A 20,107-nucleotide genomic window follows, 5' to 3' on the forward strand; every position below is an offset into this window, starting at 1 on the left:
GGCCGATCTCCTAGCGCGTCTCGACGATCTTGACCTTCTGTCCGGCGTGCAGGCCGGGCAGGGGCGCGGAAACCACCGTCATGCCCGACTCCAGGCCCTTCACCTCGACGAGTTCGCCGCGCGACCAGGTGCGGACGGCGCCCACCGGCTTGCGGACCAGGGTGCCGTCCTCGACGATCAGCACGTAGTCGCCCTGGTCGTCCTTGCGCATCGCCGAGGCCGGGACGGCGAGAGCGTGGCCCTTCTCCTGCACGGTGACCGTGCCCGTGCCGAACAGGCCGCCGCGCAGCGCCTCATGACGATCCGTGATCTCGACATAGACGGGGATCGAGCGGGAGCCCGCCTGGGTGGTCGGGCTGATGCGGGTGATCTTGCCGTTGAAGACGCGATCGCCGAACCCCTCGAGCGTGACCTGGGCGGTCTGGCCCACCTTCATGCGGATGACGTCGGCGGCCGGCATCTGCGCCGTTATTTCGACGTGGCTGGTGTCGAGAAGGGCCAGGATCTTGCCGTCGATCGGCAGCGATTCGCCCTGATTGGCGATACGCTCGCCCACGACGCCATCGAAGGGCGCCTTGACCTCGGCATCGGCCAGGTTCTTGCGGGCCACATCGAGCTGGGCCTCGGCGACGGCCACCATGGAAGCCCGGTTCTCGGCCGTCGCACGCGCCTGGTCGGCCGCCGATTGCGAGACGATGTTGCGGTTCGCCAGGGTCTCCTTGTCGGAGCGGTCGCGCGCCGTCCAGCGCGCGTCGGCTCGCGCGGCTTCCAGGGCGGATTGGCGCTCGTTCATCTTGGCCTGCAGCTCGGTCGTCTCGAAACGGGCGAGCACCTGGCCTTCGGTCACGCGATCGCCTTCGCGGACCAGCACCTCGGCCAGGCGGCCGGCCACGCGCCCCTTGACGATGGTCTGGTCGATCGGCTGCGTGGTGCCGGTGAAGCGGACGACATCGACCAGGCCGCGCGGCTTGATCGTGTGGACCTCGGCCGGAATCAGTTCGAGGACGCGATCGGCAGCCTTGGAGACGGCCGGTCCATTGCCGGCCGAATTCGGGCCCTTGCCGTTCTTCCACGCAAAGGCGCCGCCTCCCAGGACGATGGCGGCGCCGGCGATGGCGAGGGTGATCTTGGCGCTGGTCTTCATGGCCGTAGCCCTTTGAGAACGAAATCGAGATAGGCGGTGTAGAAGCGGTCGCCGTCGATCTTGCTGGGGTCGTACGCGGCGAGGGAGCGCTTCCAGACCGAGAACATGGCGAGCGGCTGCAGGATGACGATCGCCGTGGTTTCGAGGTCGGGAAGCGGGCGGAACTCGCCGCTGGCTACGCCGCGGCGCAGCGTTCGGATGAAGAGGTCGCGGCCACGCATATCGAAGTGGGTGCAGTAGAAGTCGGCGACGTCGGGGAAGTTTCCGGCCTCGGCCAGGATGAGTTTCACGACACCGCCGGCTGGCGTCTCCTCGAAGGCGCGGAACCCTGCCACGAGGATGCGAAGCAGGTCCTCACTCGCTCCCTCGAAGCGCTCGATCCTGTCGTTTGCCTGTGCGAGCGGACCGGCGATGGCCTCGGCAATGACGGCCTTGAACAGACCTTCCTTGCTCTTGAAGTAGAGGTAGGGAAGGCCCTTACTGACCGACGCCTCCTTGGCGACGTCCTCGAGTTTGGTCGCGGCGAACCCCTTGGTGACGAAGAGTTCGAGTGCCGCCCGCGCAATCTCTGAGGCGCGATCTTCCGGTCTCCGAACGCGAGCTGGCGCATCAGATGGGTTATTGACTGACCGGTCAGTATCCATTTTTTGGCATGTAGTGCGAAACCAAGGCGCAATCAAGCCGGAAGAAAAAAGTCCGGCAGACCGAAGTCGCCGGACGTTTTGGCCAGTTTCGCCTTTCCACCCCCGCGAGCGGGAGCGTCGGATCGGCTTTTCGCTCGTCTTCTGTTTAGGGGGCCTCCGGTGGGGCCCTGAGAGAGGGCTTCCACACGGAGGCCGAAAGGCGTGTTAGAGGGGTCAAAGCTGCCTTTGACCTCCGCCCTTTCCTAATTACTGCTTCTTCTTCTTAGCAGCCTTCTTCTTCGCAACCTTTTTCTTAGCAGCCATAACTGTCTCCTATGGTTAGCTATGGGGTCCCCAACCGTGAGGTCCCCGGGGTACGCCGGTACGCTACGCCACGCATGCTCAACTGCAGCCGGTGGTGCCGCCGCAGGTCGTGCATTTGAGGCACGTCCCATTGCGGACCATCGTGAAGTTGCCGCATTCCGGACACGCATCCCCTTCGAATCCCTTGAGCCTCGCCTCGAGGGCGGGTCCCAAGGATGAAGAGGAAGAGTTTCCGAGCGCGACGCTGACGACGGCCGCCTTGGCGATGTGCGCCGAAGCGACGGCTGGTCCGTCGGTCAGTTCGTTGGGCAGGGCGGCCGCGACGATCGCCTGATCGGCGATCGCGGCGTTGCCGGCAGTCCTGCCTGTCAATACCTGGAGGTTGCTGCGCACGTAGCCGACACTCGCGATCCGGCTCACCGCGGCGGCGGCGGCCTCGGCGGCGCTGGTGCCGGGCGGCGGCAGCTCTCCCTGAATCTCACCACGTCCGACACCGTCGGGGCGGAGGTCCGCCTGCTCGACGTGGCTCAGGTCGTTGCGTCCGAGGTATGAGATCGCGAGTTCGCGGAAGATGTAGTCCAGGACGGACGTCGACATCTTGATCGCGTCGTTGCCTTCGACAAGACCCGAGGGTTCGAACCGCGTGAAGGTGTAGGCCTCGACGAATTCCTCGAGCGGCACGCCGTACTGCAGGCCGATCGAGATCGCGATGGCGAAGTTGTTCATCAGGCTGCGGAACGCCGCGCCTTCCTTGTGCATGTCGACGAAGATCTCGCCGACGCGCCCGTCTTCGTACTCGCCGGTCCTGAGATAGACCTTGTGGCCGCCGACGATGGCCTTCTGGGTATAGCCCTTGCGACGCTGCGGCATGCGTTCGCGGCCGGCCCGGACTTCGCGCTCGACGATACGTTCAACGATGCGCTCGGCAATGATCGGGGCGCGTGCCGCGGGCGGCAGCTCGGCAAGATCGTCGTTCGCGGGGATGTCGTCGCCTAGCGCCATCGCAGACAGCGGCTGCGAGAGCTTGGACCCGTCACGATAGAGGGCGTTTGCTTTCAATCCGAGCTTCCACGAGATCTCATAGGCCTTGCGGCAGTCCTCGACCGTCGCCGCGTTGGGCATGTTGATGGTCTTGGAAATGGCGCCCGATACGAAGGGTTGTGCTGCAGCCATCATGCGTATGTGACTCTCGGCAGACAAGAAGCGCGTGCCATCTCGTCCACAGGGATTCGCACAATCGAACACGGAAAGATGTCGGCTCTCGAGATCGGGTGCGCCTTCGACGCTCATCGTCCCGCAGGCATGGATGTTCGCGGCGGCGATGTCACTGCGCGAGAAGCCCAAACGCGAGAGTATGTCGAGCTTTGGATCCGCCAGAGCCTCGTCGTCGAGGCCGAGTGTCTCGCGGCAGAAGGCTTCGCCCAGCGTGTAGCGCGAGAAGGCCAGCCGGATGTCGAAGGCGGTGGCGATCGCCTGGTCGAGCCGCTTCAAGGTCGCGGCATCGAAGCCGCGCGCCGCCAGGCTCTGATGATTGATCGAAGGCGCCGACGCCAGCGAGCCGTGGCCCACCGCATGGCTCACGATGCGTTCGATCGCGGTTTCGTCATAGCCGAGGGTTCGAAGCGCCAGCGGAACCGTCTGGTTGATGATCTTGAAATAACCGCCGCCGGCCAGCTTCTTGAACTTCACCACGGAGAAATCGGGTTCGATTCCAGTGGTGTCGCAATCCATCACCAGTCCGATCGTGCCGGTGGGCGCGATGACGGAGACCTGTGCGTTGCGGAAGCCGTGGCGTTCGCCCAGTTCCAGCGCGCGATTCCAGGCGGTGCGGGCCGCGGCGACGAGCCGGGCGTCACGGCAATTGGCTGCGTCGAGAGCCTGCGGCGCGATCGAAAGCCCTTCGTAGGCCGGGTCCGCGCCATGCGCCGCCCGGCGATGGTTGCGGATGACGCGCAGCATCGCCTCGCGGTTGGCCGCGAAGCCGGGGAAGGCGCCCATCAGGCCCGCCATCTCCGCCGAGGTCGCGTAGGCGCTGCCGGTCATGATCGCGGTGAGGGCGGCGGCGATGGCGCGACCTTCGGCGCTGTCGTAGCCCAGGCCCGAGGCCATGAGCAGCGCGCCGAGATTGGCGTAGCCCAGGCCGAGCGTGCGGTACTGGTAGGAGAGCTCGGCGATGCGGCGCGACGGGTACTGCGCCATCATGACGGAGATTTCGAGGACGACCGTCCAGAGGCGGCTCGCATGCTCCAGCGCCTCGACATCGATCGTGCCATCGTCGCGCCGGAACCGCATCAGGTTCAGCGACGCGAGATTGCACGCCGTGTCGTCGAGGAACATGTATTCCGAGCACGGATTGGAGGCATTGATGCGTCCCGAAGCCGGGCAGGTGTGCCAGTCGTTGATCGTGGTGTCGTACTGCACGCCGGGGTCGGCCGAGTGCCAGGCGGCTTCGGCGATCTGATCCCAGAGGAGACGCGCTCCGATCACCTTCGAGACCTTGCCGGTGGTGCGCTCGGTGAGCGCCCATTGCCGGTCTTCTTCAACCGCCCTCAGGAACGCGTCGGTGACGCGCACCGAGTTGTTGGCATTCTGTCCGGAGACGGAAGCATAGGCCGCCGATTCCCAATCGGTATCGAAGGTCGGGAATTCGATGTGGCGATAACCCTGGCGGGCGAACTGGATGACACGCTGTATGTAGTTCTCAGGCAGTTCGGCCCGACGGGCGGCCACGATCTCGCGGCGCAGCCTCGCGTTCTGTCGGGGATCGAACGCGGCATCGCCTTCCTCGCTCTCGAGGCAGGCCTGCATGATCGCATTGAGGTGGCGGTTGGCGAGCCGGGAGCCGGCGACCAGCGCGGCCACCTTCTGCTCCTCGAGCATCTTCCACGAGATGAAGTCCTCGATGTCGGGATGGTCGATGTCGACGCTCACCATCTTGGCCGCCCGACGCGTGGTGCCACCGGACTTGATGGCTCCCGCCGCGCGATCGCCGATCTTGAGGAACGACATCAGACCGGACGACTGGCCGCCGCCGGACAGCTTCTCGCCCTGTCCGCGCAGACGCGAGAAGTTGGAGCCGGTGCCGGACCCGTACTTGAACAGACGCGCCTCGCGCGTCCAGAGATCCATGATGCCGCCTTCGTTCACCAAATCGTCGGAGACGCTCTGGATGAAGCAGGCATGCGGCTGCGGCCGCTCATAGGCGGAGCCCGATGGGTAAGCTATGCCATCGGTATGGTCGACGAACCAATGGCCCTGGCCCGGACCGTCGATGCCGTAGGCCCAATGCAGGCCGGTGTTGAACCATTGCGGCGAGTTCGGCGCGCAGATCTGCGCCGCGAGCATGTAGCAGTGCTCGTCATAGAAGGAGCGGGCGTCCTCCTCGCTGTCGAAGTAGCCGCCTTTCCAGCCCCAGTAGGTCCAGGCGCCGGCCATCCGGTGGAAAACCTGGCGGGCGCTGAACTCGCTGCCGAAGCGCTCGCTCTCGGGCATTGCCTGCAGGGCCGCTTCGTCGGGGATCGATCGCCACAGCCACTGGGGCATGTCCTCGTCGGGAACGCGAACCATCCGCGCCGGCACGCCTGCGCGCCGGAAGTACTTTTGCGCGAGAACATCCGAGGCGACCTGCGACCACTCGGCCGGCACGTCGATGTTCTTCAGCTGGAAAACGATGGAACCGTCGGGATTCCGGATCTCAGAATCAGTCGCGCGAAACGCCACTCCTGTGAAGGGCGACTTTCCTGCCTGCGTATACCGACGCTCGAAGCGCATCGACGATCCCCCGTGCCCAATCCCGTCAATCTGCTTCCCTGTCGCGGGGGTGTTTGATCCCGATCAAACACGCACATATGGGCACCGAGTGATGGTAAGTGACAAAATCTTGTGCGCGCAACTATATTTTGTAGACCTGCCTGTTGATGGTACTAGATGATGCAAGAAGGCAACACTCCATCGAGTCGCGCGATTCACACCTCGTTGAACGATGTGAACGCCAGATCCCTTGCGTTGCGTTGCACGCGATGAAGCGCCCGCGTACAAGCGCGCATCACCTACGAAGTGGTTGGTTCATGATCATCGGTACCTGGCTCTTCACGAAGATGCGCGGCGAACTGGTCGGCACGGATGCCGAAGGCAATCGCTACTTCCAGGACAAGCGCGTCGTTCCCGGAATGCGGCGCAAGCGCTGGGTCATGTACAACGGCGTTGCCGAGGCTTCGCGCGTTCCGCCGGAGTGGCATGGGTGGCTGCATTACACGCTGGCCGACCCGCCGCCGGCCGGTGGCCTGCCGCGCCAGCCCTGGCAGAAGGAACATCTGCCCAATCTCACGGGCACCGATCACGCTTACCGGCCGCCGGGCCATTCGCTGTCCGCTGGCGAGAAGCCGAAGCCCGCTTACGAAGCGTGGCGTCCGGGCTGAGGCCTCGGTCGCGGGGGAATGATCGTGGGCCGTAATGTCGTCGAAACGATCGTGGGCGCGCTGGTGCTGGTGGTGGCCGGCTTCTTCGTGTTCTACGCCTTCTCGAAATCGGACCGGGCCGGGCCCGAGGGCTACGAACTCGTGGCGCGCTTCGGACGAATCGACGGGCTGAAGCGCGGCGCCGATGTCACCCTGAGCGGGGTGAAGATCGGCAGCGTGACTGGCTTCAGCCTCGATCCCAAGACCTATCAGGCCGTGGTGCGCCTCGGCGTGGCGTCGAACGTCACCCTGCCGGTCGACACGCATGCCAAGATCGTGGGCGAATCGCTGCTGGGCGGCATGGTCGTCGTCCTAGAGCCGGGTGGCGACAAGCAGATGCTGAAGAACGGCGGCGAGATCGAGCACACGCAGGATGCGATTCCCCTGACGGAGCTGATCGCCAAGTTCATGTTCGGAAGCACGGGAAGCAAGTGATGGGCGCTCAGTCCCCGAAGGAGCCGCCGGTCTGGCGGCAGCCCGACGGCAAGCCGGTGTCATGCCTCGAAAAGATCAAAGTCCTGAACCAGAACATCCAGGAGATCGAATCGCTCTGCGCCGATGCGCTGGAGGATGGAGTTCTGATGGGATGCGACGCCACGCAGATAAAGCAGGCGCTTCACGAACTGATCGACGGGTTGACGACGCCCCACGCCAAGGGGTGAGCATGCGTGCCTCGATGGTACTCGCCGTGTTGGCGGCCGGTATCGGCGCCGCGTCGGCGCAAACGCCACCGCAACAACCGCAACAGCCGCCGCAGCGTCCCGGAAATGCCAATCTTCGTCCGGTGCCCGACGGGCCGGGCGTCCGGTCGGCCGAGCTGCAGGGGCTGGACAAGGTGACGGCCCGTACCCAGCGCTTCTATGCGCCGGTCGGAAAGTCGACCCGCTTCGGCACGCTGGAGATCACGGTGGGCGATTGCCTCGTGAACGTGCCGGAGGCGCCGCCTGAATCGGTCGCCTATCTCACCATCATCGACCACAAGCCGGGGCAGGCGGAAGAGAAGCTTTTCGCCGGCTGGATGTTCGCCTCGACGCCTTCGCTGTCGGCGCTCGACCACGGCGTCTACGATCTGCGCGTGCTCTCCTGCACGATGGCGCAGGGATCGTCGCCACCCAGCTCGCGCTGAAAGGCCGCCGGGCGGTCGATCGCCTCGGCCAGTCGCTCCTTGAATTCATCGCGGGGAATCTCGACCGCACCGAAGCTGCGCAGATGCTCGGTCATGAACTGGCAGTCGAGCAGGATGAATCCGCCTCTGATCAGCCGTGCCACCAGATGGACCAGCGCCACTTTCGACGCATCGCGCTCGCGGCTGAACATGCTTTCGCCGAAGAAGGCGGCACCGACGGAGACGCCGTACAGGCCGCCGACCAGCCTTCCCTCGACGCGGCATTCCACACTGTGGGCGTGGCCGCGCGCATGGAGCGCCGTATAGAGGTCGACGATCGGCTCGTTGATCCAGCTCTCGGGATGACCCGGCCGCGGCTCGGCGCAGGCGCGCATGGTCTCGGCAAAGGCGGTGTCGGCGGTGACCTCGAAGCGGTTGCTTCGGACCGTGCGCGCCAGACGATGCGACAGGTGGAAGGCATCGAGCGGCAACACCGCGCGCATGCGCGGATCGAGCCAGTAGAGCTTGGGATCGTCGCGGCTTTCCCCCATGGGAAAGACGCCGATGCGATAGGCCTGGAGCAGGAGGTCGGGGGTGATCTCCAGCATGCCGGCTCTACTTCTTCAGGCCGACCAGCTTCTCCAGCCAGTGGATGTCGTAATCGCCGTCGATGAACGCCTGCTCGCCGATGATGCGGCGGTGCAGCGGGACCGTGGTGTCGATGCCGCCGATCACGAATTCCTCGAGTGAGCGACGCAGGCGCATCAGGCACTCGTTGCGGCTGCTGCCGTTGACGATCAGCTTGGCCACCATCGAGTCGTAGTAGGGCGGGATCGAGTAGCCGGCATAGAGGCCGGAATCGACCCGGACGCCCAGCCCGCCGGGCGCATGATAGTCGGTGACCAGGCCGGGGCAGGGCACGAAGGTCTCGGGGTTCTCGGCATTGATCCGGCACTCGATCGCATGCCCCTGGATCACGATGTCCTTTTGCGTCAGCGTCAACGGCGAGCCGGAGGCGATGCGGATCTGCTCGCGCACCAGGTCGATGCCGGTCACGGCCTCGGTGATCGGATGCTCGACCTGGAGCCGGGTGTTCATCTCGATGAAGTAGAATTCGCCGTCCTGGAACAGGAACTCCATCGTGCCGGCGCCGCGATACTTGAGCTTGCGGACGGCGTCGGCCGCCAGTTCGCCGATCCTGTTGCGTTGCTCGGTGTTGAGCGCGGGCGAGGGGGCTTCTTCGAGCACCTTCTGGTGCCGGCGCTGCAGCGAGCAGTCGCGCTCGCCGAGATGGATGCCGGCGCCCAGCCCGTCGCCCAGCACCTGGATCTCGATATGGCGCGGGCGCGGCAGGTACTTCTCGAGATAGACCGCATCGTTGCTGAACGCCGCCTTGGCCTCGGCACGCGCCAGCGAGAAGGCCTCGGCCGCGGCCTCGGCATTGACGACGACTTTCATGCCGCGGCCGCCGCCACCCGCTACCGCCTTGATCAGGACGGGCCAGCCGATCTTCGTGCCGAGTTCGATGACTTCTTCGATCGATTCGACGGGGCCGGGCGAACCGGGCACGAGCGGCAGGCCGAGTTCCTTGGCGGTCTGCTTGGCGACGATCTTGTCGCCCATCATGGAGATATGCTGCGGCGTCGGTCCGATGAAGGTGAAGCCGTGCGCTTCGACCGCTTCGGCGAACCGGGCGTTCTCCGACAGGAAGCCGTAGCCCGGGTGGATCGCATCGGCGCCGGCGATCGTCGCGGCCGAGAGGATCGCGGGGATGTTGAGGTAGCTGTCGCGGGCCGGGGGAGGACCGATGCACACCGACTCGTCGGCCAGCCGCACATGCATCGCATCGCTGTCGGCGGTCGAGTGGACCGCGACGGTCTGGATCCCCATCTCGCGGCAGGCGCGGTGGATGCGGAGCGCGATCTCGCCGCGGTTGGCGATCAGGACCTTGTCGAACATCGGCACGGGCGGCCCTTACTCGACGATCATCAAGGGTTCGGCGAACTCCACCGGGTGGGCATTCTCGATCAGGATCTGCGTGACCGTGCCGGCCTTCGGAGCCTTGATCGGATTGAAGGTCTTCATCGCCTCGATGATCAGCAGCGTCTGACCGGCGGTCACCTTGTCGCCGACGGATACGAAGTTGGGCTTGCCGGGTTCGGGCGCCAGGTAGGCGGTCCCGACCATCGGCGACTTCACGACGCCCGGATGCTTGGAGAGGTCGCCGGCGGCAGGTGCGGCGGGGGCTGCGGGCGCAGGAGCGGCGGCAGGCGCCGCGGCCATCATGACCGGCGCCGCCTGGGCGACGGGTGCGGCCGGCCGGACGACACGGATGCGCCGCTCGCCGTCGGCCAACTCGATCTCGCCCAGTTTGGTTTCCTCGAGGATCGCCGCCAGTTTGCGCACGAACTCGGTATCCAGCTCGAACTTTGCCATGGAGAATCGCTCCCGATGTTGGTCAGCGTGCCAGCAGGCGCGCCAGCGCCTGGAGGGCAAGGAGGTAGCCTTGAGTGCCGAGACCCGCGATCACGCCGACCGCGGCCGGGCTGATGTACGAATGATGGCGGAAGCGCTCACGCTTGTAGATGTTGGACAGATGAACTTCGACGGTCGGCAGCTCGGCGGCGTTCAGCGCGTCGAGCAGGGCCACCGACGTGTGGGTATAGGCGCCGGCATTTATGACGATCCCGGAATTGCCCTCGCGAGCGGCCTGAATGCGGTCGACCAGCACGCCCTCGTGATTGCTCTGGGCGAATTCGACGCCGAGGCCGAGGCGTGCGGCTTCGGTCCGGCACGCCGCCTCGACGTCCGCCAGCGTCTCGTGGCCGTAGATTTCCGGCTGACGCTTGCCCAGCATGTTGAGATTCGGCCCGTTCAGAACCAGCACCGGTTTGGAGACCGGTGGGCGTTGGGCGGCCTTAGCGGCCAATCCTGCCTCCCAGAGTGATAAGAGGTGGGCGTTATACCATGGCGACTAGGCGCCACAAGGCGGCCTCAGGAGCGGTTTCTCAACAGCTTGGCGTGGGAGAAGAGCCGGTCACACAAGCCGTTGAGGGACCGGCGCTCCTCAGCGGACAGGGCCTCGTAGAGCTCGGCCTCGTACTTCAGGGCCAGGGGCACGATTTCATCATGCATCGCGCGCCCTTTTGCCGTCAGCCTGAGGGGTTCCCGCCGCCGGTCCTCGAGATCGGTCGCGCGCTCGACGAGGCCGCGCTTCATCAGCCCGCCCACCGCCCGGCTGACCGCCACCTTGTCCATGACGATGCGCAGTCCCACGTCGGTGGCGGTGAGGGGGGCGAAGCGCCCCAGGGCCGCCATCACCCGCCATTGCGTGACGCTGAGGCCGAACGGCCCGGCATAGAGATCGTGGAGCGATTCGCTCACGAGCTGGGCCAGGACGGAGAGCCGGTAGGGGAGAAAATTCTCCAGTTCGAGGGCTTGCGCAGCGGTCGACATGATAGTTACATTTGAAACTAATTCAGCCGGGAGGGCAAACATGGCAAGTGTCAGCGAAGCCAAGATCCTGGAGATCGACGAAGTGAACCCGATGGGCACCGACGGGTTCGAGTTCGTCGAATACACGGCCCCCGATCCCGCGGCGCTCGGCGCCCTGTTCGAGAGCATGGGCTTCACCAAGGTGGCGAAGCACCGCTCCAAGGACGTCTCGCTCTATCGCCAGGGCGACGTGAACTTCATCGTCAACGCCGAGAAGGAGAGCTTCGCCCAGGGCTTCGCTCGGGTGCACGGGCCCAGCGTCTGTGCCATCGCGTTGCGGGTGAAGAATGCCGGCGCGGCCTACAAGCGGGCCCTGTCGCTCGGCGCCTGGGGCGTCGAGGGCAAGGTCGGCCCGATGGAACTCAACATCCCGGCCATCAAGGGCATCGGCGATTCGCTGCTCTATCTCGTCGACCGCTATGGCGATCGCGGCTCGATCTACGATGTCGACTTCGAGTACCTGCCGGGCGTCGATCGCAATCCCGCGGGAGTCGGCCTGGCCTATATCGACCACCTGACCCACAACGTGCATCGCGGCCGCATGGCCGAATGGGCCGACTTCTACGAGCGGCTCTTCAATTTCCGCGAGATTCGCTACTTCGACATCGAGGGCAAGCTCACCGGCCTGAAGTCCAAGGCGATGACCAGCCCGTGCGGCAAGATCCGCATCCCGATCAACGAGAGCACCGACGACAAGTCGCAGATCCAGGAATACCTCTCGGCCTATCACGGCGAGGGCATCCAGCACATCGCGCTCGGCACCGGCGACATCTACGAGACGGTGGAGACCCTGAAGGCCAAGGGCGTGCCGTTCCAGACCGTGCCGGATACCTATTATGAGCAGGTCGACGAGCGTCTGCCCGGCCACGGCGAGGATCTGGCGCGACTGGCGGCCGATCGCATCCTGATCGACGGCGCCCCCACCAAGGGCGGCGGGCTCCTCCTGCAGATCTTCACGCAGACCGTGATCGGTCCGATCTTCTTCGAGATCATCCAGCGCAGGGGCAACGAAGGCTTCGGCGAGGGCAATTTCCGGGCGCTGTTCGAATCGATCGAACTCGACCAGATTCGCCGCGGCGTGTTGAAGGCTTAGAAGAACAAACGAAATAAACGAAACGACGGAGGAAGCCATGGCCAAGAACTGGATTCCGCTGCGCCAGGTCGAGGGCAATGCCTCGCGGCAGGCGCATGTCCGGCTGCCCGAAGGGACCTACGAGCGCGAGATCAGCAAGGAGGGCTTCTTCGGCCCCTCTGCGCAGTTCCACCACAGGCACAAGCCGACCGACTGGGTCGAGTTCGACGGACCGATCCGGCCGCGCGCGCTCGATCTCAACAAGCTGGCGACGGCCCGGAGCAATCCCTGGGAAGCCGAGCTCGTCATGGACAACAGCCATATGCAGATGCGCATCTGGCGTCTCGACGAGCCGATGCGGGAACTGGCGCGCAACAGCGACGGCGACCAACTGCTGTTCGTCCACGAGGGCAACGGCGCGCTGTTCTGCGACTACGGGCATCTCGACTATGCCGAGGGCGACTATCTGGTGATCCCGCGCGGGACGATGTGGCGCCTGGAACCCGTCACGCCCACCGTGTCGCTGATGATCGAGGCGACCAACGATCACTTCACCTTGCCTGAGAAGGGGCTGGTCGGCCGGCACGCCATTTTCGACCCCGCGATGCTCGATACGCCGCGCATCGACGAGGCTTTTCGCGCACAGCAGGACGAGCGGACCTGGAAGGTTTCGGTGAAGCGGCGCAACACGCTGTCGACCGTGACCTACCCGTTCAACCCGCTCGATGCGGTGGGCTGGCATGGCGATCTCAGCGTCGTGCGCATCAACTGGCGCGACCTGCGGCCGCTGATGAGCCATCGCGCGCACCTGCCGCCGTCGGCGCACACGACCTGGGCCACTGGCCGGTTCGTCGTCTGCACCTTCGTGCCTCGGCCGTTCGAGAGCGATCCCGAAGCGCTGCGCCTGCCGTTCTTCCACAACAACGACGATTTCGAGGAAGTGATCTTCTACCACAAGGGCAGCTTCTTCAGCCGCGACAACATCCACCCCGGCATGATGACGGTCCATCCGAGCGGCTTCACGCACGGGCCGCATCCCAAGGCCTTCAACGCCGCCACCAAGGGCGGCAAGATGGAGACCGACGAGGTCGCGGTGATGATCGATACGCGCGATGCTGTGGATGTTGCCGCGATGCCGGCCGGCGTCGAGTTCGAGGGATACGTGAAGTCCTGGCGGCCGCCGGACCTGAAGCAGGCTGCGGAATAGGGGCGGGTCACGATGAAACTGGGATCGCTGAAAGAAGGCGGCCGCGACGGTACGCTGATCGTGGTCAACCGCGACCTGACGCGCGGCGTCCGGGCCACCACCGTGGCGCCGACGATGCAGAAGGCGCTCGATGACTGGGCAACGAACGCGCCGAAGCTGCGGGCGCTGGCCGAGCAGCTCGAGGACGACAAGGCGGTGGGTTCGTTCGAACTCGATCCTGCGGCGCTGGCGGCGCCGCTGCCGCGCGCCTATCAATGGGCCGACGGCTCGGCCTACGTCGTCCACGTCGAACTGGTGCGCAAGGCACGCGGCGTCGAAATGCCGCCGTCCTTCTGGACCGATCCGCTGATGTACCAGGGCGGCTCGGACTCCTTCATCGGACCCAACGACGAAATCGAAATGGCTGACGAGGCCTGGGGCATCGACTTCGAGGGCGAGATCGCGGTGATCGTCGATGACGTGCCGATGGGGATTTCGCCGGAAGCGGCGCGGAAACACATCAAGCTCGTGACCATCCTGAACGACGTGTCGCTGCGCAACGTCATCGTTGGCGAACTCGCCAAGGGCTTCGGTTTCTTCCACGGCAAACCCGCGACGGCCTTCGCGCCCGTGGCCGTCACGCCCGACGAGCTGGGCGACGACTGGAACGGAGCCCGGCTCGACCGCCCCCTGATCTCGACGCTGAACGGCAAGGAGTTCGGGCACCCGAATGCGGCCACCGATCTCACCTTCGACTTCGGCCAGCTGATCGCGCACGCCGCGCGCACGCGGCACCTGGAGGCGGGCACCATCGTCGGGTCGGGTACGGTCGCGAACCGGGATGCCGCGGTCGGCTGCTCCTGCATCGCCGAACGGCGCGTGCGCGAGACGATCGACGGCGGCAAGCCGGTGACGCCCTTCATGAGCTTCGGCGATCATATCCGCATCGAGATGTTCGATCGTGCGGGCAAGTCGATCTTCGGGGCGATCGACCAGAAGGTGGTGCGCTACACGCCGCCCGCCTGAGCCGTGCTACAGTGACCGCGGAGGCGGTCATGAAGCTCATCGGCTATTTTCGCTCGTCGGCGGCGTATCGCGTGCGCATCGCCCTGAACCACAAGGGCATCGCGGTCGAGCATGCGTCGCGGCATCTGCGCAGGGGCGAGCAGTTTTCCGCGGACTATGCCGCGCTCAATCCGCAGAAGCTGGTGCCGTCGCTCGTCCTCGACGACGGGGCGGTGCTGACACAGTCTCTGGCGATCATCGAATATCTCGAGGAAGCCCATCCCGAACCTCCGCTGCTGCCCCGCGACCCGGTCGGCCGCGCCCATGTGCGGGCGCTTTCGCTGATCGTCAGTGCCGACATCCATCCGATCCAGAACCTGCGTGTCATGGCCTACCTGCGCCAGAAGTTCGGCCAGACGGAGGAGAGCGCCTTCACCTGGTCGCGGCACTGGATCGAGACCGGCTTCGACGCCTATGAGGCGATGCTGACCGACGCCCCGGAGGCGGGGACCTTCAGTCACGGCAACTCGCCCACGATGGCCGACATGTGCCTGGTGCCGCAGGTCTTCAACGCCACCCGCTTCAAGGTCGACATGAAAAGCTATCCGACGATCCAGCGCATCTACGATGCCTGCATGAAGCTTCCCGCCTTCGACGCGGCGCAGCCCTCGAAGCAGCCGGACGCCGAACCGTGAAGAAATCCTTCGTCGCTCTCGGCGCCGTCCTTGGTCTGGTCGTCATTGGTGCCGCTGCCATCCCGTTTGCCGAGGATTTTGCCGCCGCACGCCTCAAGGCCGGCCTCGCGGAGCAGGGCGTGCAGGTCGAAACGGTGCAGGTGGGGCTGCTCGCCCGCAGCGTCAGTCTCGCGAACGTGGTGGGCGGGCCCAACGGCGAGCTGAAGGTCGATACGTGGGAGGCTTCGGGCCTCGCCTGGCCCCTCGACGAGCTGCTGAAAGGGCGCCTGCCGTTCCGCGGGCTCGACTGGGGCGACCCGCTTCATGTGGAACGCCTGCATCTGCGGAATTTCCGCCTGGCCACGCCCGATGCAGGCAATACCTGGACGATCGGCGAGCTGACCGGCCGCGACATCGACCTGCCGCGCTACGATTCGGCCTACGACGGACCGTTCCGCAACCAGGTGATGGTGGCCCGCCTGCTGGGGGCCATGACCGTCGGGCGCCTCGAGCAGCGGGATCTCACCTACGTCTCGCTCGAGCAGATGAGCCAAAGCGCGGCGAGCGTCATCTTCTCGGGTTACCGGCAGGGCCTGATCGATGCGCTGGAGATGAAGGATTTCCAGGTGAAGCCGGCGGATACGCGGATGGCCGGTCTCACGGTTGGCGACGTCACGGCCCGCGGGGTCGACCTCCGCCGGCCGATCGCCATCGCCTCGTCGATCGACTGGGAGCCGGGTACGCCGATCGGCCGCGTTCCGATGGTTGAAGGCCGCCTGTCGGGCTTCGGTGGGGAGTTGATGACCCGCTACGGCCTGACGCTGGGCAGCGTTTCCACCGAGACGGTGCGTGAGGGCGAATTCAGCCGCTCCCGCTTTCGCATCGAGGATTTCGTGCTCGCGCCCTCCCTGCGCAGCGTCGAGGCGCTGGGGATGCTTCTGGTGCTGCAGTCGATGAACCTCAAGGAAGTGAGGTTGGGCTTCGATTGCAGCACGCTCGAGGACCGCGCGCGTCACGTCCTGAAGGTCGAGGGCTGCAAGCTGAGCGGTCAGGACCTCGCCGAGATTTCACTCGACGCTCAGCTGATCGACACCGATGACGAGTTCTGGCGGGCAATCGACGAGGCCGATCTGTTCGGCGTGCTGGGCACGAAGGCCGCGCTTTCATCGGCGCGGCTTGCGGTTGCCGACAAGAGTCTCCTGCAGCGCAGCCTGCAGGCCAAGGCGCGGCTGAGCGGCCAGACCCCGGCCGCGGAGCGTGCGGCCCTCGCGGCCGAGATCCGGCGCTTCCAGCCGGCCGGCGTGCTGATCACCCAGGACATGTCGAAGGTGTTCGACGCGGTCGCCCGCTTCGTGGAGCAGGGCGGCACGCTCACGCTCGACGCGATGCCGCAGCCCGCCCTGGGCCTCGAGAAGATCGACTATCTCCTCAAGCCGGGCGCCGATCTGGTGAACGCGCTCGGCCTGACGGCGACGGTGTCGCGCTAGCTCTTGCGAGCGTCCGCGATCAGCGCCTTCAGCGACTCGGCATCGACGGCGCCCGGCACGAACTGCTTGCCGACGACGAAGGCCGGCGTGCCACGCACGCCCAGTGCGGCGGCCAGCGCCATGTTGCGGTCGATGATCTGCTTCAGCTTGGGATCTTCCATGTCCTTCTCGAGCTGAGCCACGTCGATGCCGACGGACGCCGCCGTTTCGAGGATCTTGGCCCGGTCGAGCTTGCCGTTGAATTCCATCAGCGCGTTGTGCAGGGCCTGATGCTTGCCCTGCTTCACCGAGGCGAGGGCGGCCAGCGCGGCGATGCGCGACGGCTCGCCCAGGATCGGCAGGTCCTTGTAGATGATCTTCACCTTGCCGTCGGCGCCGGTCACCGACTTCACCGCCTGGTAGGCGCGCTTGCAATAGGGGCACTGGTAGTCGTTGAACTCGACGATGGTGACGTCGCCCGACGGATTGCCGGCGGTGGGGCTGTCAGCGTCGCGGAACAGCTCGGCCTCGTTCTGGCTGATCGCCTTGATCGCCACGGCATCGCGCTGCGTGTCCTGCTTGCGCTCGAGTTCCTGCATCGCATCGACCAGGACTTCCGGATTGGCCATGAGATAGGCCCTGATGCTCTTCCCCAGGTCGGCCGGCACGGAGGCCGCGCTGTTGGCGGGGGGAGCCGCAGACACCGTCGCGGCGCCGGGCATGCTGGTGCGGGTGGCGGCGACGGCGCCGACGATCATCAGTCCGGCCACTGCAGCCAGTAGAAGGGAACGCATCGTTTGTCTCCAGAGCCGGTTATTTGCGGGGCCGGCTGTTGATGTAGGCTTTCAGATCCTGCGCGCGCTGCCACGCAGGCGTCCCGGCGGTGAGCTGGCGTGACGCCGTCTCCGCATGGGACTGGGCTTCGGCACGCTGGCCTCGGAGAGTCGCCATCTCCGCCCGGGCGAGGGAGGTCATACCCTGATTGCCCAGCTTGGAGTAGCCCGATGCCATGAGGCGCCAGAGTTCGAAGTTGTCCGATTCCTGCTGCATCGCGAGGTCGAGGTTGCGCATCGCCTCGCGGTCGTTGTCGGGATTGTTCACGTCGAGCAGCGCCCGCGCGAGATCGATCTTCAGGATCGCTGCAGAGGGGGCGAGCTGCACGGCGCGGCGATAAGACGGAATGGACTCTGCGGCGCGTCCGTTCTCGTAGAGCATCTGGGCGCGCACTTCATGGAAGTAGGGATCGTTGGGATATTCCTTCAGCAGCCCGTCGATCGTCAGCAGCGCCGAACCCAGCGACCCCTTTCGATAGAGCGCAATGGCGCGGGCGTAACGCGCCGGAAGCGACCGATCGGCCTCGGCATAGCGCTGCAGGGCCATATCCGGCGCCACGAAGCCGTAGAGCTTGGCCACCATGCGCTGGTGAAGCAGGAGAAATTGCGGCGTGTCGGGCGTATTCGCGTAAGGCGAGTTCGCGGCAGCCTGCTCGAAGGCCGCGATCCGCTCCGGCGTGAGCGGATGGGTCGTGAGATAGGGGTCACGGCGGGCGATCGCGAGCTTCTCCTCGCGCTGCAGGTAGCGCAGGAACTCGACCGTGCCCTTGGGCGACTGACCCGTCCGCTGAAGGTAGGTGATCGCCGCCTGGTCGGCGGCGCTCTCCTGCGTCTGGGTGTACTTGAGGAAGGACATCAGCGAACCTGGCGCCATTGGACGGCCCGTGCCGCTGCCGTGACCGCCGCCGGTGCCGCCTGCACCGGCGCCGCCTGCCACGCCACCCGCCATGGCGCCTCCGGCCAGGATGGTTTCCAGAATCTGCATCGTGGACAGGTTGCGCAGCTCTTCCTGCATGCGGGCGAGATGGCCGCCGGCGATGTGGCCGCTCTCATGCGCCATGACACCGATCAGCTGGTTGGGCCGCTCTGTCCGCATGATCAGGCCCGTGTTGATGAAGATGCGCTGGCCGCCGGCGACGAAGGCGTTGAGCGAACCATCCTGGACGAGCATGATCTCGACACCATTGGGGTCGAGTCCGGCCGCTTTCCAGATCGGGATCGTGAAGGTGCGGATCGTGCTCTCGATCTCGGCGTCACGGATCAGATTGAGGCGTTGACCTTGTTGAGCCGTCGCGGCACGAAACGGTGCCAGCGCGAAGAGCGTCAGACATAAGAGGGTGGTGATGCGTTTGATCAAGGTCGGCACGGGGCTGAGGCAGGCTAGAAACGGGTGGCGGCCGCGTCAATTGTGCAACGCAGCCCTTGCGAGCGTCCTCTTGCTGTCCGGTTGTGGCTTTAGTGAGACAGACCGCGCGCGGGATCGCGCTGAGAATGCCGAAAATCCCGCCGGTCTGGCGCAGAACAAGCGAACCTTCTCGCCGACCACCAAGGGCAGCAGCTTTGCCGCGACCACGGCCGAGGAGAGCCGGGCGGCCGAGGTCGGACGCGAGATCCTTGAGTCCGGTGGAAACGCCACCGACGCCGCCGTCGCCATGTATTTTGCACTCTCGGTGACCCTGCCGTCGGCCGCATCGCTGGGCGCGTCCGGCGCGTGCGTCGTCCATAATGACAAGACGAAGAAGGCCGAAGCTTTCATCTTCCCGCCGGTCGCGGCGCCGGGCGCCGTCAAGGGCACGCCCTTCGCGGTGCCGACGGGCGTGCGCGCCATCACCCTGATGCATGTCCGTCATGGCCAGTTGCGCTGGGAACAGACCGTGGCGCCGGCCGAGCGCCTGGCGCGCTTCGGCTTCCCGGTGTCGCGGGCGCTGGCGCGCGATCTGCAGGCCGGCGGGGCCCTGCTCGGGGCGGACGCCGAGGCCCGCCGGATCTTCGGCAACGCGTCGGAGGGTTCGCTGCTCACCCAGCCTGAGCTCGCTTCGGTGCTGGGCAGCATCCGCCAGCGCGGCGGAGCGGAATTCTTCCAGGGCGCTCTGGCGCGCACCTTTTCTGAGCAGGTTTCCCAGGCCGGCGGCAGCCTTCCGGTCGATTCTTTGCGCGCAGCCTTGCCGATCGCGTCGGAACCGATGTCCGTCAGTCAGTATCGCAGCCGCGTCTACGTCGCGCCTTCGCCCGCGGCCGGCTCGTCGGCTCTCGCGGGCTGGAATGGGCAGCAGCCGGCTGGCGGCACGCCGGTCGACTCCGGTGGCTTCGCCGGCTTTGCCGCCGTCGACAGCAAGGGCGGTGCGGCGGCGTGCGCGGTCTCGATGGGGCAGCTCTTCGGCGCGCGTGTCGTCGTACCCGGTAGCGGCATCATGCTCGGCTCGCCCAATCCCGAGGCGGCTTCGGTCAGTCCGCTGATCATCGCCAATCCCGGCAATGGCGAGTTCACATTTGCGGGAGCGGGCGGCGGCGGGCCGACCGCGGCGCAGGCTGTCGGCTTCGTGGCGCGCGAAGTCATCGATAACGATCGCAACCTGGCGACCGTGCTTGCAAACCGGCGGGCCCAGGGCGGGTTCGTGAATGCCATCGCCTGCCCCTCGGGCCTGCGTGGCAAACCCGAAGCCTGCCGAACGGGCGCCGACCCCGCCGGTGCCGGCCTCTCGACGATCGCACAATAGACGGCG

General features: G+C 65.9%; 20 protein-coding genes. 10 read left to right on the forward strand and 10 right to left on the reverse strand.

All coding sequences use genetic code 11. The features are described from left to right. Window positions 1-10: 10 nt before the first annotated feature. The 3 genes from ACO07I_RS00335 to ACO07I_RS00345 all read right to left on the reverse strand — a co-directional run bounded on the left by ACO07I_RS00335 (window position 11) and on the right by ACO07I_RS00345 (window position 5,862). Window positions 11-1,144 (reverse strand): efflux RND transporter periplasmic adaptor subunit, encoded by a 1,134-nt coding sequence (locus ACO07I_RS00335; protein WP_422013190.1) that lies wholly within the window; start codon window positions 1,142-1,144, stop codon window positions 11-13. Next, window positions 1,141-1,824: a TetR/AcrR family transcriptional regulator gene (locus ACO07I_RS00340; protein WP_422013192.1), complete on the reverse strand. Its 684-nt coding sequence runs from the start codon at window positions 1,822-1,824 to the stop codon at window positions 1,141-1,143. The genes ACO07I_RS00335 and ACO07I_RS00340 overlap by 4 nt, the downstream gene beginning before the upstream one ends. A gap of 345 nt (window positions 1,825-2,169) precedes the next feature. Further along, complete coding sequence (locus ACO07I_RS00345) at window positions 2,170-5,862, reverse strand: vitamin B12-dependent ribonucleotide reductase (RefSeq protein WP_422013194.1); 3,693 nt, start codon at window positions 5,860-5,862, stop codon at window positions 2,170-2,172. Between the two features lie 296 nt (window positions 5,863-6,158). Between ACO07I_RS00345 and ACO07I_RS00350 the strand changes: the two genes are divergently transcribed. Genes ACO07I_RS00350 through ACO07I_RS00365 form a run of 4 tightly spaced genes read left to right on the forward strand, consistent with a single transcriptional unit; the run spans window position 6,159 to window position 7,674 of the window. Continuing rightward, the gene (locus ACO07I_RS00350) at window positions 6,159-6,509 is read left to right on the forward strand and encodes an NADH:ubiquinone oxidoreductase subunit NDUFA12 (RefSeq protein ID WP_422013196.1); all 351 of its coding nucleotides are present in this window, start codon (window positions 6,159-6,161) and stop codon (window positions 6,507-6,509) included. Between the two features lie 24 nt (window positions 6,510-6,533). Continuing rightward, window positions 6,534-6,983, forward strand: a complete 450-nt coding sequence (gene mlaD, locus ACO07I_RS00355) for an outer membrane lipid asymmetry maintenance protein MlaD (protein ID WP_422013198.1) — start codon at window positions 6,534-6,536, stop codon at window positions 6,981-6,983. Continuing rightward, window positions 6,983-7,210, forward strand: coding sequence for a hypothetical protein (locus ACO07I_RS00360; RefSeq protein ID WP_422013200.1), 228 nt, complete (start codon window positions 6,983-6,985; stop codon window positions 7,208-7,210). The genes mlaD and ACO07I_RS00360 overlap by 1 nt, the downstream gene beginning before the upstream one ends. Window positions 7,211-7,212: 2 nt before the next feature. Then, on the forward strand, window positions 7,213-7,674 hold the full coding sequence (locus ACO07I_RS00365; protein WP_422013202.1) for a DUF2155 domain-containing protein: 462 nt from the start codon (window positions 7,213-7,215) through the stop codon (window positions 7,672-7,674). On the opposite strand, the gene aat is transcribed toward ACO07I_RS00365, so the two are convergent. The 5 genes from aat to ACO07I_RS00390 all read right to left on the reverse strand — a co-directional run bounded on the left by aat (window position 7,611) and on the right by ACO07I_RS00390 (window position 11,109). After that, window positions 7,611-8,261, reverse strand: coding sequence for a leucyl/phenylalanyl-tRNA--protein transferase (gene aat / locus ACO07I_RS00370; protein ID WP_422013204.1), 651 nt, complete (start codon window positions 8,259-8,261; stop codon window positions 7,611-7,613). The genes ACO07I_RS00365 and aat overlap by 64 nt on opposite strands. Before the next feature lie 7 nt (window positions 8,262-8,268). After that, on the reverse strand, window positions 8,269-9,612 hold the full coding sequence (gene accC, locus ACO07I_RS00375; RefSeq protein WP_422018390.1) for an acetyl-CoA carboxylase biotin carboxylase subunit: 1,344 nt from the start codon (window positions 9,610-9,612) through the stop codon (window positions 8,269-8,271). Window positions 9,613-9,627: 15 nt separating this feature from the next. Next, on the reverse strand, window positions 9,628-10,089 hold the full coding sequence (accB, locus tag ACO07I_RS00380) for an acetyl-CoA carboxylase biotin carboxyl carrier protein (protein ID WP_422013206.1): 462 nt from the start codon (window positions 10,087-10,089) through the stop codon (window positions 9,628-9,630). Between the two features lie 22 nt (window positions 10,090-10,111). Then, window positions 10,112-10,582 (reverse strand): type II 3-dehydroquinate dehydratase, encoded by a 471-nt coding sequence (gene aroQ / locus ACO07I_RS00385; RefSeq protein WP_298315902.1) that lies wholly within the window; start codon window positions 10,580-10,582, stop codon window positions 10,112-10,114. A gap of 65 nt (window positions 10,583-10,647) precedes the next feature. Next, on the reverse strand, window positions 10,648-11,109 hold the full coding sequence (locus ACO07I_RS00390; protein ID WP_422013208.1) for a MarR family winged helix-turn-helix transcriptional regulator: 462 nt from the start codon (window positions 11,107-11,109) through the stop codon (window positions 10,648-10,650). Between the two features lie 40 nt (window positions 11,110-11,149). Here ACO07I_RS00390 and hppD point away from each other — a divergent pair, with 40 nt between their 5' ends. The 5 genes from hppD to ACO07I_RS00415 are packed head-to-tail and all read left to right on the forward strand — an operon-like array spanning window position 11,150 to window position 16,572. Continuing rightward, a complete protein-coding gene (gene hppD, locus ACO07I_RS00395; RefSeq protein WP_422013210.1) occupies window positions 11,150-12,241 on the forward strand; it encodes a 4-hydroxyphenylpyruvate dioxygenase in 1,092 nt (363 codons plus the stop codon). A gap of 37 nt (window positions 12,242-12,278) precedes the next feature. Further along, on the forward strand, window positions 12,279-13,427 hold the full coding sequence (locus tag ACO07I_RS00400; RefSeq protein WP_422013212.1) for a homogentisate 1,2-dioxygenase: 1,149 nt from the start codon (window positions 12,279-12,281) through the stop codon (window positions 13,425-13,427). Window positions 13,428-13,439: 12 nt separating this feature from the next. Next, window positions 13,440-14,432, forward strand: coding sequence for a fumarylacetoacetate hydrolase family protein (locus tag ACO07I_RS00405; protein WP_422013214.1), 993 nt, complete (start codon window positions 13,440-13,442; stop codon window positions 14,430-14,432). Window positions 14,433-14,461: 29 nt separating this feature from the next. After that, on the forward strand, window positions 14,462-15,106 hold the full coding sequence (gene maiA, locus ACO07I_RS00410; RefSeq protein ID WP_422013216.1) for a maleylacetoacetate isomerase: 645 nt from the start codon (window positions 14,462-14,464) through the stop codon (window positions 15,104-15,106). Continuing rightward, window positions 15,103-16,572, forward strand: coding sequence for a hypothetical protein (locus tag ACO07I_RS00415; protein WP_422013218.1), 1,470 nt, complete (start codon window positions 15,103-15,105; stop codon window positions 16,570-16,572). The genes maiA and ACO07I_RS00415 overlap by 4 nt, the downstream gene beginning before the upstream one ends. On the opposite strand, the gene ACO07I_RS00420 is transcribed toward ACO07I_RS00415, so the two are convergent. Next, entirely contained in the window at window positions 16,569-17,345 is a 777-nt protein-coding gene (locus tag ACO07I_RS00420) for a DsbA family protein (protein ID WP_422013220.1), read from the reverse strand. The genes ACO07I_RS00415 and ACO07I_RS00420 overlap by 4 nt on opposite strands. A 19-nt stretch (window positions 17,346-17,364) precedes the next feature. Next, window positions 17,365-18,741, reverse strand: a complete 1,377-nt coding sequence (locus ACO07I_RS00425) for a M48 family metalloprotease (protein WP_422013222.1) — start codon at window positions 18,739-18,741, stop codon at window positions 17,365-17,367. Here ACO07I_RS00425 and ACO07I_RS00430 point away from each other — a divergent pair. Next, entirely contained in the window at window positions 18,728-20,101 is a 1,374-nt protein-coding gene (locus ACO07I_RS00430; protein WP_422013224.1) for a gamma-glutamyltransferase, read from the forward strand. The two genes, ACO07I_RS00425 and ACO07I_RS00430, sit on opposite strands and share 14 nt — an antisense overlap. The last annotated feature ends 6 nt before the right edge of the window (window positions 20,102-20,107 follow it).

It is taken from the genome of Reyranella sp. (assembly GCF_965227665.1).
GTDB lineage: Bacteria > Pseudomonadota > Alphaproteobacteria > Reyranellales > Reyranellaceae > Reyranella.

What these genes read in the sequence shown, in the direction of transcription:
- ACO07I_RS00360 (WP_422013200.1), top strand. Translation starts at nt 6,983, where the DNA reads ATGGGCGCTCAGTCCCCGAAGGAGCCGCCGGTCTGGCGGCAGCCCGAC.
- ACO07I_RS00335 (WP_422013190.1), bottom strand. Translation starts at nt 1,144, where the DNA reads ATGAAGACCAGCGCCAAGATCACCCTCGCCATCGCCGGCGCCGCCATC.
- ACO07I_RS00365 (WP_422013202.1), top strand. Translation starts at nt 7,213, where the DNA reads ATGCGTGCCTCGATGGTACTCGCCGTGTTGGCGGCCGGTATCGGCGCC.
- maiA (WP_422013216.1), top strand. Translation starts at nt 14,462, where the DNA reads ATGAAGCTCATCGGCTATTTTCGCTCGTCGGCGGCGTATCGCGTGCGC.
- ACO07I_RS00390 (WP_422013208.1), bottom strand. Translation starts at nt 11,109, where the DNA reads ATGTCGACCGCTGCGCAAGCCCTCGAACTGGAGAATTTTCTCCCCTAC.
- ACO07I_RS00400 (WP_422013212.1), top strand. Translation starts at nt 12,279, where the DNA reads ATGGCCAAGAACTGGATTCCGCTGCGCCAGGTCGAGGGCAATGCCTCG.
- ACO07I_RS00350 (WP_422013196.1), top strand. Translation starts at nt 6,159, where the DNA reads ATGATCATCGGTACCTGGCTCTTCACGAAGATGCGCGGCGAACTGGTC.
- ACO07I_RS00420 (WP_422013220.1), bottom strand. Translation starts at nt 17,345, where the DNA reads ATGCGTTCCCTTCTACTGGCTGCAGTGGCCGGACTGATGATCGTCGGC.
- ACO07I_RS00345 (WP_422013194.1), bottom strand. Translation starts at nt 5,862, where the DNA reads ATGCGCTTCGAGCGTCGGTATACGCAGGCAGGAAAGTCGCCCTTCACA.
- aat (WP_422013204.1), bottom strand. Translation starts at nt 8,261, where the DNA reads ATGCTGGAGATCACCCCCGACCTCCTGCTCCAGGCCTATCGCATCGGC.
- accB (WP_422013206.1), bottom strand. Translation starts at nt 10,089, where the DNA reads ATGGCAAAGTTCGAGCTGGATACCGAGTTCGTGCGCAAACTGGCGGCG.
- hppD (WP_422013210.1), top strand. Translation starts at nt 11,150, where the DNA reads ATGGCAAGTGTCAGCGAAGCCAAGATCCTGGAGATCGACGAAGTGAAC.
- ACO07I_RS00405 (WP_422013214.1), top strand. Translation starts at nt 13,440, where the DNA reads ATGAAACTGGGATCGCTGAAAGAAGGCGGCCGCGACGGTACGCTGATC.
- ACO07I_RS00430 (WP_422013224.1), top strand. Translation starts at nt 18,728, where the DNA reads ATGCGTTTGATCAAGGTCGGCACGGGGCTGAGGCAGGCTAGAAACGGG.
- accC (WP_422018390.1), bottom strand. Translation starts at nt 9,612, where the DNA reads ATGTTCGACAAGGTCCTGATCGCCAACCGCGGCGAGATCGCGCTCCGC.